Origin of the sequence: Actinoalloteichus hoggarensis (assembly GCF_002234535.1) — a bacterium.
GTDB lineage: Bacteria > Actinomycetota > Actinomycetes > Mycobacteriales > Pseudonocardiaceae > Actinoalloteichus_A > Actinoalloteichus_A hoggarensis.
This window is the reverse complement of sequence record NZ_CP022521.1, coordinates 848,041-861,253: the sequence shown is the minus strand read 5'-3', so window position 1 is coordinate 861,253 and position 13,213 is coordinate 848,041. Positions and strand designations below refer to the sequence as shown.

Annotated in this window: 12 protein-coding genes; 8 read left to right on the top strand and 4 right to left on the bottom strand. The window is 72.2% G+C overall.

Features of this window, described 5'->3' with window-relative positions; genetic code table 11:
* The first annotated feature begins 103 nt into the window (after positions 1–103).
* Both rmuC and AHOG_RS04000 read left to right on the top strand, forming a co-directional pair.
* Entirely contained in the window at positions 104–1,087 is a 984-nt protein-coding gene (rmuC, locus tag AHOG_RS04005; protein ID WP_093940150.1) for a DNA recombination protein RmuC, read from the top strand.
* 51 nt (positions 1,088–1,138) lie between these two features.
* Entirely contained in the window at positions 1,139–2,179 is a 1,041-nt protein-coding gene (locus AHOG_RS04000) for a DUF6542 domain-containing protein (protein ID WP_311770177.1), read from the top strand.
* Between the two features lie 1,054 nt (positions 2,180–3,233).
* Here AHOG_RS04000 and AHOG_RS03995 read toward each other — a convergent pair.
* On the bottom strand, positions 3,234–4,208 hold the full coding sequence (locus AHOG_RS03995) for a 4-hydroxy-3-methylbut-2-enyl diphosphate reductase (protein ID WP_093944132.1): 975 nt from the start codon (positions 4,206–4,208) through the stop codon (positions 3,234–3,236).
* Positions 4,209–4,373: 165 nt separating this feature from the next.
* Between AHOG_RS03995 and AHOG_RS28250 the strand changes: the two genes are divergently transcribed.
* Genes AHOG_RS28250 through AHOG_RS03975 form a run of 4 tightly spaced genes read left to right on the top strand, consistent with a single transcriptional unit; the run spans position 4,374 to position 7,202 of the window.
* Entirely contained in the window at positions 4,374–5,207 is an 834-nt protein-coding gene (locus tag AHOG_RS28250) for a lipid droplet-associated protein (protein WP_157736619.1), read from the top strand.
* The gene (gene xseA, locus AHOG_RS03985) at positions 5,204–6,508 is read left to right on the top strand and encodes an exodeoxyribonuclease VII large subunit (RefSeq protein ID WP_093940148.1); all 1,305 of its coding nucleotides are present in this window, start codon (positions 5,204–5,206) and stop codon (positions 6,506–6,508) included. Before AHOG_RS28250 ends, xseA begins: the two co-directional genes overlap by 4 nt.
* 53 nt (positions 6,509–6,561) lie before the next feature.
* Entirely contained in the window at positions 6,562–6,939 is a 378-nt protein-coding gene (locus AHOG_RS03980; protein ID WP_245856549.1) for a sugar ABC transporter substrate-binding protein, read from the top strand.
* Positions 6,940–6,971: 32 nt separating this feature from the next.
* Positions 6,972–7,202, top strand: a complete 231-nt coding sequence (locus AHOG_RS03975) for an exodeoxyribonuclease VII small subunit (RefSeq protein WP_281258092.1) — start codon at positions 6,972–6,974, stop codon at positions 7,200–7,202.
* A gap of 1,070 nt (positions 7,203–8,272) precedes the next feature.
* On the opposite strand, the gene AHOG_RS03965 is transcribed toward AHOG_RS03975, so the two are convergent.
* The 3 genes from AHOG_RS03965 to AHOG_RS03955 form a co-directional block, all read right to left on the bottom strand.
* Positions 8,273–9,172 (bottom strand): hypothetical protein, encoded by a 900-nt coding sequence (locus tag AHOG_RS03965; RefSeq protein ID WP_093940146.1) that lies wholly within the window; start codon positions 9,170–9,172, stop codon positions 8,273–8,275.
* Entirely contained in the window at positions 9,169–9,795 is a 627-nt protein-coding gene (locus AHOG_RS03960) for an RNA polymerase sigma factor (protein ID WP_093940145.1), read from the bottom strand. The genes AHOG_RS03965 and AHOG_RS03960 overlap by 4 nt, the downstream gene beginning before the upstream one ends.
* A 651-nt stretch (positions 9,796–10,446) precedes the next feature.
* Positions 10,447–11,049, bottom strand: coding sequence for a DUF4245 domain-containing protein (locus tag AHOG_RS03955; protein ID WP_093940144.1), 603 nt, complete (start codon positions 11,047–11,049; stop codon positions 10,447–10,449).
* 469 nt (positions 11,050–11,518) lie between these two features.
* On the opposite strand from AHOG_RS03955, the gene glpX reads away from it, so the two are divergent.
* The gene (gene glpX, locus AHOG_RS03950; protein WP_245856826.1) at positions 11,519–12,514 is read left to right on the top strand and encodes a class II fructose-bisphosphatase; all 996 of its coding nucleotides are present in this window, start codon (positions 11,519–11,521) and stop codon (positions 12,512–12,514) included.
* Positions 12,515–12,777: 263 nt separating this feature from the next.
* A complete protein-coding gene (locus AHOG_RS03945) occupies positions 12,778–13,035 on the top strand; it encodes a hypothetical protein (protein ID WP_157736618.1) in 258 nt (85 codons plus the stop codon).
* The last annotated feature ends 178 nt before the right edge of the window (positions 13,036–13,213 follow it).

Here is a 13,213-nt window from a genome sequence, read left to right as displayed (position 1 = left end):
GTGTGTTCGAGGGCCTGTAGGCGAGCGTCGACCACCTCGACTGGGCCATGATCGGTCCAGGACGACGTCGTCCACTCGGGACGAGACCGGCAGGAGGTTGGACATGTCCGCAGTAGTGATCAGCACCGCGGCGATCGTGCTCGCGCTGGCTCTCGCGGGTGCGCTGGCCCTGGTGTGGCGCCTCTACACCGACAGCGTGCGGCGCACCGACGCCGCGATGGACCTGGTGGGCGCCGAGCGCGCCAGGTCCGCGGAACACCAGGCCGCATTGCGGCGCTACGAGGTCGCGTTCGCCTCGATCAGCGGGCGAGGCGAACTCGGCGAGCAGATGCTCGTCGAGACCGCCAAGGCCCTGGGCCTGCGCGAAGGGCTGCACTTCACGGTCCAGACCGACTTGGCGGGCGGCGGTTCCGCACGGCCGGACCTCGTCCTCTCGGTCGGCGACGGAAGACGGGTGCCGGTCGACGCCAAGACCAGTCTGGCCGGCTGGGTGGAGGCGGTGGAGACCGACGACGCGCGGGAGCGGGCCGATGCACTGCGCGTCCATGCCCGCAACATCCGCGCCAGAGCCGCGGAACTCGCGGGACGCGAGTACCAGCGCTGGGCCGACGCCGTCTATGGAGCCATCATGTTCGTCCCGTCCGACGCCGCCGTGGTGGCCGCCCTGGACTCCGACCCCCACCTGTTGCGATGGCTGCTCGACCGCCGCGTCTTCCTCTGCGGCCCGACCGGCTTCGGCGTGCTGGCCTCCGCCGCGCTGTTCTCGGCCACCGAACGAGCCCTCGCCGAGGACGTCGAACAGGTCCGACGCCAGGCGGCAGCGGCTCATCGCTCGGCAGGGGCCGCCGTCGACGCGGTGAACCTCTCAAGCACCCATCTCCAGAGATTCCTGTCCGCGCGCAGGCGGGAACTCGATGCCCTGGAGAGCTTTCGGGCCGCTACGGAGCCGTTGCGGGAGGCAGCCGCGAGTCCCACGGAACTGGCCTCGGTGCGACGCGATGAGACGGTCGCCGCCCTGATCCCGGCCGAACGGCGGTCGCCGCCGTCCACACCGCACGAACCGATCGGCTCGAATGGGGACGGCTGATGAATCCGGACTGAACGGCCAAGGACGACATTCACCCGACCTGCCGGGCCGGTGAAGTCCCAGGTCCGACCGAATCCATACGGTGAACAGATTACGGTGGACGCCGTGAGCGCCTCCCGCGACCGTGAACAACTGCTGTCTGCCGACGAAGAGCCGACAGAGATCCCTTGGGCCGAGCGATCGGCGTTTCGTGACTCCCGAGGTATCACCTGGTGGATGGCGATCCTGGTCGCGCTCGGCTCGACCTTGATCGGCACCCTCGCCGACGTGCTGTTCCTCGACGGTCCCCGGCTCGTGTCCCAAGTGATCTACGCCCTGGGCTGTGTACTGGCCGTGGCGTTGGTCCAGCGGCAGAGTCTGTTCGGGCCCATCGTCCAGCCGCCGCTGATCATCGGGGTGTCCTTCCCGCTGATCCTGTGGCTGACCGCCGGTCCGACGGCCGGCGACATGACGAGGATGCTCGTGAGGCTGAGCATGCCGCTGATCAACGCCTTCCCGGTGATGGGAATCACCACCGTGCTCACCGTGGGCATCGGTCTCGCCCGTTACTTCCTACAGCGGGAACCGCTGCGAGATGCGGAGGCCGAGCAGACTCCGACCGGAAAGAAGACCACGGACGCGGGCAGGCGCCCCGCCCGAGAGGCTGGTCGACGCGCGGACCGCTCGGAGACGTCGAGTCGAGCCGGGGCGGCGGGCTCCGCCTCGTCGAAGGCCAGGGCCGAGGGCAAGGGCAGGTCGGCTTCGGAGGCTCGGTCGGCGGGCCGTTCCGGCGGCGGGGCGAGCACGGCCCCGAAGGGGGCTCGTGCGTCCTCAGACAAGGCAGGGGCGACCCGGCGACCGAATCGGCCTGCCAGGCCGCGGGATGGTGAACCAGAGGAACGGCGTGGTGACGATTCTCGCTCGTCCGCGCCCCGCCGGACGAGCGCGGCGGGCAGGCCGCAGGGCAGTCGTGCGGCTCGCCCGGAGCCGCGGGCAGGCCGGCCCGCCCGCGCGCCCCGGGAATCGGACGAGTTCGACGGGCCGTCGGGCGGGCGCGGCAGGCCGGAGTCTCGGCGACGGCCGCCCCGCCGCCGAGACGATCTAGACGACTGAGCAGAGGGCTCGGGCGCGGCCTCGTCTTGTCGGCCGGTCTGGTCGACCGGGCGGCTTCTTCAGTCGCCCGGCCGCGCCGACGTCCCCGACGACGGCCGCCGGAACCGAGCCGCACCGGCTCGGACGCCTGGAGAACACCGCGTCGTCGGTGCTCCTGAGTCCATCCGACACAGGGCGTCCGGTGCCACAGGCGGCGTGCGGGGGCCGACGGTCCACGCCACGCAGGACATGGTGTCCGCTGGTCTCGGCCTCGGCGAATGGTCCGCCTGACCGATCAGCGGCGAACCGGTCGCTGGATCTCGCTCATCGGTACACCTTCAGCGAGGCGGTTCGGGGAGCCGACATCCGACGGGCCTGCGGCCTCGGCATCGCTGCACACCACGGCGGGACCTCACCGGCGCGACCCGTGGTTTCCGCGCCGAGCCTCACATCGATCGGCGGACGCACCTCTCATCGCGGACTCCTCCGAACCCGGCGGCCTCACCAGTCGACGAACGCGAGCCATCGGCCCGACGCCGATGTCGCAGGACCGCCGGTGCGCATCCGTCCTGCCGGAGTCAGGCCTGCTCAGTGCCTCGGGTGCGCGGATCGACGGCCGCTATGGCCATCGTCTGACAGCCTGCCCGGTAGCCGACAAGCGAGCACCTGAGCAGCCGCCTTCTCGGGGGTCTGCCCGCCGGGCGCAACTGGCCGAGCGGGATCCCCGGCCGGACCCGGACACGCGACCCGACACTCCGCCCGCCCGCCCCGGCTGCGCGGGGCCGGGCCCGACCGAGCCGGGCCGAACCGCGACCCGGCCGGACCGCGACCCGGCCGGACCGAGGCAGTGCGAACCGAACCGAACGGGCCGAACCGAACCGAACCGGGCCGACCCGAACCGGGCCGGAACCGGCGCGCCATCGTCGTGAGCGACACGCACGCGGCCCACCGGCACCCGGCCACAGGACACGAACGACACAGGGCACAGAGCGGAACGGCAGGGACGGTCGAAGGGACTCACCCCGCCCACGAACGAGCCCGGCAGTCCCGGCCCGGCAGCCGAGCCTCGGCGGCCTCAGCGAACGTCGGACATCGCCTGCCGGAGCTCTCGAGGCAGCGCGAAGGTGATCTTCTCGTTGGCGGTCGTGACCTCCTCGACCTCGCCCCAGCCACGCTCCGCGAGGTAGTCCAGGACACCAAGAACCAGCACGTCGGGCACGGAGGCGCCGCTGGTGACTCCGACGGTCGTCACGCCCTCGAGCCAGCTTTCGTCGATCTCGTGCGCGAAGTCGATCAGATGCGCGGCATCGGAGCCGGACTGCAGCGCGACCTCGACGAGTCGCTTCGAGTTCGACGAGTTCTGCGACCCGACGACCAGCACGAGTTCGCATTCGGCGGCCATCGCCTTCACGGCGACCTGCCGGTTCTGGGTGGCGTAGCAGATGTCGTCGGACGGGGGGTCCCGCAGCTCCGGGAAGCGTTCCTTGAGCTGGTCGACTCGCTCCATGGTCTCGTCGACGCTCAGGGTCGTCTGCGACAGCCAGATCACCTTCGACGGGTCGCGGACCTCCACCTTGGCCACGTCCTCGGGCCGATCGACGAGCTGCACGTGGTCGGGAGCCTCACCCGCGGTGCCCTCGACCTCCTCGTGCCCCTCGTGGCCGATCAGCAGGATGTCGTAATCGTCGCGGGCGAAGCGCCGAGCCTCCTGATGAACCTTGGTCACCAGCGGACAGGTGGCGTCGATGGTCCGCAGGTTGCGCCGTTCCGCCTCCTCGTGGACGGCGGGCGAGACACCATGGGCGGAGAACACCACGAGGGCGCCTTCCGGGACCTCGTCGGTCTCGTCCACGAAGATCACGCCACGATCCTGGAGCGTCTGCACGACGTGCTTGTTGTGCACGATCTCCTTGCGGACGTATACCGGGGCGCCGTAGGTGTCGAGGGCCTTCTCGACGGTGATCACCGCGCGGTCCACGCCCGCGCAGTAGCCACGTGGCTTGGCCAGCAGCACACGTTTACGGGCGGTCGTCTCGGCCTGCTCCTGCATCGGCTCGCCGGCCGGCTGCGCGGAGGAGGCTTCTGGCGTCGAGGCGGTCATGGCCCCAGCCTACGGACCTCCCCCGGTCGAGCCCACCCAGCCGCCCGGCGGCGAGGGTGCCGGATTTGCCGGTTCGCGCTGTGCAGCCACGCCCACCTACGGCACGCTGGGAGCATGACGAACTTGCCACTACCCGTTCGGCTGGCCGCGGGTCTGGCGGTGACCGCCGTCGAGCAGGCCCGCAGGCTCCCCGAGCAGCTGGCGGGACTGCCGGTCACGGTGGTCAGTCAGGCGCTCTCCCTGTCGATGCGGGTCCAGCAGCAGGTGACCGAACTCGCCATCAAGGGCGACGAGGCACTGTCCGGACTGCAACCGCCCGAGGAGAATCCCGAGTGGGCGACCTTCGACGAGGATCTCCCCGGCGATGATGTCGCCGATGACGTCTCGGCGGCGGACCGACGCTCCACCGCTTCCGCATCCGAGGACGGGCGCGCCGGTGGCAGCGGCGCCGACGACGGCGACGATGCGGACCTCGGTGCCGCCGGCCCCGCTGAGATCACCCTGCGCGATCCCGTCCTCGGCGACGCGCCTGCGGCCCGCGGCCGTGCCTCGGCGGGTAGACGCTCGGCCGAGCGCAGACCGGCGGCGGCCGAGCCGACCGCGGCCGGACCGGCGGCCGACCGCGGCTCGGCAGGCGGCCCGCGCGGGACCGAAGCCGATACCAGGGGCCAAGCCGTTCTCGCGTCCGACGACGTGGAGGCGCCGAGCGGCGATTCCACTCCCGCCCGTTTCGTGGGGGCCGTGGTGCCGGAGGAGGACTCCGCGCATCCCTCCGATGCGCCGGTCACGGGCTACGACGCATTCAGTCTCGCTCAGCTTCGGGGCAGGTTGCGCAGCCTCTCGCCGGAGCAGCTACGCGCGCTGCTCTCCTACGAGCGGGCCGGGCGGGCCCGGCCCGCCTATGTCCGAATGCTGTCGAACCGCCTGGTCACGGTGGGCGCCGAGTGACGCCGTCGCCTGAGGTCCCCGGTTCCAGCGGCTCCGCATCGCAGGCACGTGCCGCTGCCGCCCCGCCCACCTCCCCGAGCGAGCCATGGCCGGTACGCACCGTCGCCCGCAAGATCTCCGACTGGGTCAACCGCCTCGGCTCGGTCTGGGTGGAAGGGCAGATCACTCAGATCTCGGCACGTCCCGGCACGGGAACGGCGTTTCTGACGCTGCGTGATCCCGCTGCCGAGGTGTCGCTCACCCTGACCTGCCCCGCCGGGCTGGTGCGGTCGGCGAGTCCGCCGCTGACCGACGGGGCGCGGGTCGTCGTGCACGGTCAGCCCACGTTCTACCTTGCCAGGGGCACGCTGAGCCTGCGGGTGGACGAGATCAGGGCGGTGGGCATCGGCGAGCTGCTGGCGCGCATCGAGCGGCTGCGGAGGCTGCTCGCGGCGGAGGGCATGTTCGACCCGGCGCGGAAGCGACGGCTGCCGTTCCTGCCGAACAAGGTCGGCCTCATCACCGGCCGTGCCTCGGCCGCGGAACACGACGTGATCACCAATGCCACCGCACGTTGGCAGTCGGTGCGCTTCGAGGTGCGCAACGTCGCGGTGCAGGGAACGACGGCGGTGCCGCAGATCGTCACGGCGCTGCGGGAGCTGGACGCCGACCCGGCCGTCGAGGTCATCGTGCTGGCCCGAGGCGGAGGCAGTGTGGAGGATCTGCTGCCGTTCTCGGACGAGACACTGTGTCGTGCCGTGGCCGCCTGCCGGACGCCCGTGGTCAGCGCGATCGGCCACGAACCGGACACCCCGCTCGTGGATCATGTCGCGGATCTTCGCTGTTCCACGCCGACGGGTGCGGGAAAGCGGGTCGTACCGGACATGGCGGAGGAGGTCGCCCGGATCAGTCTGTTGCGGGACCGCGGTCGCCGCGCGCTGCACGGCTGGGTGGACCGGGAGACCCGACTGCTGACGTCGCTGCGGAGCAGACCGGTGCTGGCGTCTCCCCTCGCGCCACTGGCACACCGGGCGCAGGAAGTGGCAACATTGCGCGAGCGCGGCCTACGTGCGGTGCTGACGGGGTTGTCGACCGCGGAGTCTGGTCTCGATGCGACCCGATCCCGATTGACCACTCTCGGACCCGCTGCCACATTGGCTCGTGGTTATGCGGTCGTACAGCGTGTTGACGCGGATGGAGCTGCCGGGGTGCTCACATCCATCGCCGACGCCTCGCCGGGAACGGTGCTGCGGGTGCGGGTGGTCGACGGCGCGGTGCGAGCCGTCGTGACACAACCGACCGACAGCGGTGACCGGAGGTAGTGGTGCCCTACCCGGCGAGCAAGCCCACCTTTCTTCCCCTCACCTTGGCTGCGGTGAGAACCTCGATGCCCGGCGCCGACAACCCCGGGCGGATGCCCGAGGACGACACGGTACGGCGTAGAGCCGAGGCGGCCGACCTGGCGGCTGCCGACTGCTGGGTGGGACTGCTCGCCGGGTGCGACTCCCCGGCGCGGCGTGATCTGAGCGCTCATCTGCTGGCGTTATCAGCCGCGCTGGCCTCGGCCGCGGGCGGGGATCGCTGGAACGACTCCGCGCACGGGCTGCGGGTGGCCGCGGCGACGCGGCGCATCGGTGCGGCGGTCGACGAGGGCGACGGCGAGGAGTTCGCGGAGGCCGTGAGCGGTTACGACCAGACGGTCGCCACCGCGGTGGTCTCCCTGGGCAGTCGCCTGGGAAGCTCGACGGTGTGAGCGAACAAGAGGAGCGGTCGACGGCCGCCGCCGTGGAGCCGGACGCGGAGCAGGCCGCGATGGGCTACGAGCAGGCCCGGGACGAGCTGGCCGACGTGGTGCGCAGACTGGAACAGGGCGGGCTGTCCTTGGAGGAGTCCCTGGCCTTGTGGGAACGCGGCGAGGCGCTGGCCACCGTCTGCGAGCGTCGGCTCGCGGGTGCGCGTGACCGTGTGGAACGTGCCCTCGCCTCGGTGACACCCCCGGAGGACTCCGAGAGCTGAACTCCGGCAGGCGACACGGCAGGCGATCAGGCGCCCGGCTCGTTCCGCGGACTCGGACGTCGCATCGCCGAGGCGGCGATCCCTGTCGGCCGGTCCATGCCGCCCGGGGTGCCGTCGCGGCGCGCCCGGCCGGCTGTCGGTTCGTGCCTGTCGCCGGTCCACCCCCGCCATCGGGCCCCGCCCGCCCTGGATCGGGACAGGTGCCCTCGGCCGCCCGCCGCGGTGGTCCTGCTGCGAGCACGGCAGGCAGCCACACCGAGGACACGGGGCGGGGAGGTCGAGAGGCCGAGCACCCCGGAATGAGTGCCTCGATCCCGGGCGCGGAAAGCCGTGCCGGGCACGCGACCCGACGAGCCGTCCTCGTCCGGCCGCCCCTCGGCGTTCTTCGGATCACACCGAGCACCGCAGGCTCCCGCGACACCAGCGGATCGCCGCCAACCGCCGCGATCGCGCCGCCCGCCCTCGCCCGACGACACGCGGCGCCACCGCCGCGCCGACCGCCGTTCCCTCCGCTCGTCCAAGCCTGCAAGCCGCTCGTCCGCGGTGCGCCGCCACGCACGAGACGCCGGATCACCCGGCCCGCGGCGACGGTCCACCACCGGACGTGCCCCGCCCGCCGAGCGACCGCCCCCGGACACGACGCCGTGGCCTCGGCGAGTCGCTGCCCCGTCCACCACGATGAGGACGGGCCGCCGCTCGGCGAGGCCGTGGACGGCGTTCCGCTCGAAGCCGTCGAGCTCTCCCAGGCGGGCCATGCCGGTGTGCGCGTGCGGCGATGACACGCGACCCGAACTCGCCCCGGTCGATCGCCCCGTCGACGCGGCGTGCACGTCGACACCGGCTTCGATCCCCACGTCGAACAGGCCGCGCCGGGGTGCCTCGACGATCGCGTGGACCGACGCGACCAGACCGCCGGAGACCAGTGCCGTCCCGAACGGGTCGGGCTCCGCGATCCTCGCCACGGCAGCACCGCCGGCGTCACGCCGGACAGGCTCGCGGCGGGCTGCTACGCCTGCCGCGAGCCGACACCCCCGGTCAGCGTCGCCGCTGGGAGCCCGGTTTCCTCGTGGTCAGCTCGCGGGCCTGGTCGCGACGACCTCGTCCGTCTCCACCACGACGTCCTCGTCCAGACCGTCGTCGGGGTGCTCACCCAGGCGGCCTTCCGACACCTCCTCCGTGTCCGAGATCCCGTCCTCGCCCTCGGGCGGCAGCTGATCCGCCGGAATCTCGATCTCCACGCAGGGCAGCACCTCGCCGTCGCCGGTCGCGATCGAGAGGCCGCTGACGTCGTCGGAGCCCGTCGTCTCGATCACCAGCGACCGGCCGTCGCGGAATTCGGCGGGGTCGAGGGTGAAGGCGGCGTAGGTCTGTCCGTCCTCGTCCGTCCCGATCTCCACCACGGTCCCCCCCGACGGGACGCCCCCGGTGGGGATGTCGCCACCGAACGACTCGAACGACTCGCCGTCGGCGCTCCACTCGGCTGCCATGCCTCCGCCGGTGGAGGCCCCGCCCTCCTCGTCGACGCCGCCCACCGCGGCGCTCGTCGGCTCTTCTGGACCGTCGCCGCCCGGCATGTCGTGTGCGGCGAAGCGGGGCTGCCTGCACATCATTCCTTCGGGGAGGTAGTCGACCGTCGCCGGAATCCCCGCCTCGGCGAGGGCACCTTCCAAGCCGTCGGCGTCGCGGAGATCGGAGATCTCGATGCGCACCATGCCGTCGTCCTGTTCGTCGACGGCGAACGCCGCCGCTCCGGCGCCGCCGACAGTGAGCATCAGCGCCACGGCGCCGGTCGTGCCGACGGCGGTGAGGCCCGCGGCCGCCAGCCGGGGGCGGCCGAGTCGGGCGGCGAGACCGCCCGTCGACGCCGCGGCGAGCGCGGGCTGCCGGGCGGCCTGTTCGGAGACCACCTGCTTGAGCTCGACGAGAAGGCGCTCTTGGAACCGGCCGGTCCCGTTTCGATCGCTGCTCATGTCCGTACCTCCGTTGCGGTGTGGTTCGTCGCGGTGTGGTTCGTCGCGGTGTGGTTCGTCGCGGTGGCATGCGCCGTCGAGGCGAGATGGCCGCGCATCCGGCGGCGGGCGCGGTGCAGGCGCACCCGTGCCGCGACCGAGGAGATGCCGAGGGCCTTCGCGGCGTCGGAGATCGACAGCCCGTCGAGGGCCGTCAGTTCGAGGACCGCCCGCTCGCCGTCGGAGAGTCCCTGCATGCCGCGGGCGAGCCTGCGTGCCGACGCCGCGGCGTCGATGCGGTCCACGAGCGCGGCGATGTCGTCCTCGTCGACCAGTGCACGACCCGCGATGCGGCTGACCACGGCCGTTCCCCGTGCTCGACGGCGCCGGTCGGCCGAGACGACGTTGCGAGCCACGCCGAACAGCCAGGCGGCCTCGTTGCCACGACGGGCCTGGTAGGTGTGCGCCGATCGGATCACGGCCAGGAACACCTCGGCGGTCAGGTCGGCCGCGAGGTGCGGATCGTCGACGCGGCGGACGATGAACCGCTGGACCGCGTCCACGTGTGTCCGGTAGAAGGCCTCGAAGGCGTCCTGATCATGCGATATTCGTATGAGATCCCCGTCGGATCGCTCTGCTGTCATTGCGTCACCCGATCGCCGTGGCCATTGACGACAGTTCTTGGTCGCCGACGGCGTCGGCGTTACCCCGTCACGCGGAGACCGTCGAGCGGCGCCACGACGGCGGCGTCCGCGAACCCGGATCGCGGCGCGATCTCGGCAGAGGGTGCCCCGTTCCGATGAGCGGATGACCTCCGGGCCGGTTCGCGGCGGGGCAGCGCGGTGCGGCGGGGGCCGCAGGCAGCGGCAGCGCGGCGCGGCTGGCCGGCTCGGGTGGGGGGTGACGCACGCGGCGGGCCGCAGGGCCGTCCGGCCCCGATCGCCGGCCCCTTCGCACCACCGGCGCGCCGCTGGACGCGGCGCCGAGCCGGGCGACTCGGCCCGACGGGACTCTGCAACGCCGAAGGGTCCGCCGCGCCGGGCACCGTCCGGGGTGGGCACCGTCCGGGGTGGGCACCGTCCGACGCGGCCTTCTCCGGGCGGCGCCCTCCGGTCAGGCACGGCCCGGGTCAGGCCCCTCCGGCCAGGCGCCATTCACGCAATCATCATCCGGCGGCCCAGAGCCGTCACCGGGCGGGCGGGACCGAGCCCGTCCCTGGAATCCCGGTCACGGGGCACCGGCGACCGCGCGGCCGCCCGAGAAGACCTCGCCCGCTCGAACGACCTCGCCGGCGCTCACCGCGCGGGCAGGACCTCCGCCTCGACGACCGCCTCGGCCATCACCTGGAAGTCGGTCTCCGTCGCCGTCCCGGTGAGCAGGATCCGACTGCCGTCGACCTCGGTCACCCACACCGTCTCATCGCGTTCTCCGAGGTAATGGACCCAGTCATGCCCGGCGGCGGACACCATGCCCTGGCCCACCGCCGCCTGCCGCGTCTCATAGGCGACGAGTGTCCCCTCGTCCGCGTCGGACTGTGACAGGCGCAGGTACGATCCGTCGGAGGTGAGCCAGCCGATCCGGACGGCCTGCACACCGGCGGGATCGATCTCGTTGACCCGCAACGTGGTGGCCTGCCAGTCCTCGGGCAGCTCGGGCTGCCGCACCGGGAAGTCGACCCGATCGACCGCGCGCCCCAGTCCTGCGGCGACGTCGACGGTCGGCGCCGGAATGTCGGCCGGGTCGGGTCCGGTCGGGTTGAACGAACACCTGCCGAGCAGCCCGGCGCCCAGCAGGATGATCGCCGCGAGGATGAGCATCGATCCGACCATGTCCTTGCCGGTCAGCGACGCCCGGTTCGGCTTCTGCAGCGGCGGCGGGGTCGTCTTCGGCGCGGTCACGCCCCCATCGTCTCAAGTGCCGACGAGGCGGTCCGGCCCCGGTGCCTCCCGAGGGCGGTGCCCGGGCCCGCGGCGGCGCGCCGTCGAACAGCGTCGGCTCGGCCGGGCGAAGGTGTGGCCAGGGCAGGCTCGACCCGCGTCGCGGCCGCCGGCACGGCGACGGCCGCTACCGTCGAGCGGAACCGCAGGTCACCCGGTAGGCGGACCCCCGAGACGCGAGCAGGCGACGCCCGATCGGGGCAATCGTGCCCCTCGGTCGAGTGGGGAGCGACACCTTGTTCGATCCACTGCCGCGTCGGCCCCCACGCCCCGGTGATCTCTGCCAACATCGTTACTCCCCCTGCTCTGCAATCGAGCGGGAACCGCCATCCCGGGAGACGCCATGAGCACGCCGCCGCCCGCAGTGACCCAACTCGCCGAGCCGGACCCGGCCGCGCCCCGCCGAGAGGCGCCGGATCGTAACCTCGCCATGGAGCTCGTTCGGGTGACCGAGGCGGCGGCGATGGCCTCAGGTCGCTGGGTCGGCCGGGGCGACAAGATCGGCGGCGACCAGGCCGCCGTCGACGCGATGCGCAAGCTGATCGGCACCGTCTCGATGCGCGGCGTCGTCGTGATCGGCGAAGGGGAGAAGGACGAGGCCCCGATGCTGTTCAACGGGGAGACCGTCGGCGACGGCAACGGACCCGACTGCGATGTGGCGGTGGATCCGATCGACGGGACGACCCTGATGGCCAAGGGCATGCCCAACGCCCTCGCCGTGCTGGCGGTCGCCGAGCGGGGCGCGATGTACGACCCCTCGGCCGTGTTCTACATGGAGAAGCTGGCCGTCGGCCCGGAGGCGGCCTCGTCCGTGGACATCGCGGCCCCCGTCGCGGAGAACATCCGCCGAGTGGCCAGGGCGAAGCAGATCGGCATCTCCGACGTCACGGTGTGCATCCTGGATCGGCCCCGTCATCAGGACCTGGTGCGTGAGGTACGCGAGGCGGGCGCCCGGATCAGGTTCGTCTCGGACGGCGACGTGGCGGGCGCCATCGCGGCCGCCCGACCCAACACCGGGGTCGACCTGCTGCTGGGCATCGGGGGGACGCCGGAGGGCATCATCGCGGCGGCGGCGCTGAAGTGTCTCGGCGGGACCATGCAGGGCAGGCTCTGGCCGAAGGACGACACGGAGCGGGCCAGGGCCGTCGAGGCCGGTCACGACCTGGACCGCGTGCTCGAGACCGACGACCTGGTACGCGGGGACAACGTCTTCTTCTGTGCCACCGGCATCACCGACGGAGACCTGTTGCGCGGAGTGCACTACCGCGCGGGCGGCTGCACCACGCAGTCGATCGTGATGCGGTCGAAGTCGGGAACGGTCCGCCTGATCGACGGGTATCACCGCATCGGCAAGCTGCGCGAGTACGCCTCGGTCGACTTCGGCTCGGCGGGCGAGCAGCCGGACTACGAGGCCCCGCTGCCCTGAGCGAGTCGACGCGCATCGCGCCCGGGCGGTCTGCGGCCGTCGTCACCGGGATGGTCACCGCGGGACGGCCCGGCCCGCCCGGCGGAGGGCGGCGGGGGCAGTCGCCCGAGCCCTTGCGGCCGACCGGAACGAACCGCGTCACCGCCTCCGACGACGCTCCTCGGATTCAGCGCGGAAGATCGACAGAACCGGTTTCATCCGTTCCTCCACCGGGGACCTCAGGCGGCACGACGCTCTTTGCCCTTCGAGAATCTGGAGGACACATGACGCAGGCAGCATCGTCTCCCCGTTCGCAGGCAGGAACGGTGACCAGCGCTCGGGTCTGTACGATCATCAGCTTCGTCCTGGCCGCCGTCGCGACGCTGTTCTTCCCGATCGTGTTCGGCCCCGCGGCGATCATCCTGGCGGTCGTCGGCTACGCCATGGGTGACAGGTCCCTCGCGAAGTGGGCGATCCCGGCCGCGATCGCGGCCACCATCCTCGGATTCGTGCTCGGCGCGATGGTGTTCGCCGCCGCCTGAGCAGGCCGCCGGCGCAGCACCCGAGCGCGGCCGGTTCGACACCACGATGGGAAGCCGGGTGCGCCGGTCGAGATGGACCCGGCGCCGCCGGATGAGCGGCGCCGTCCGAACCCGTCCACGACCGCTTGTTTGCGACGCCAACCAGGTATTTACCACCTCTTCGACGCTGGGCGCACCG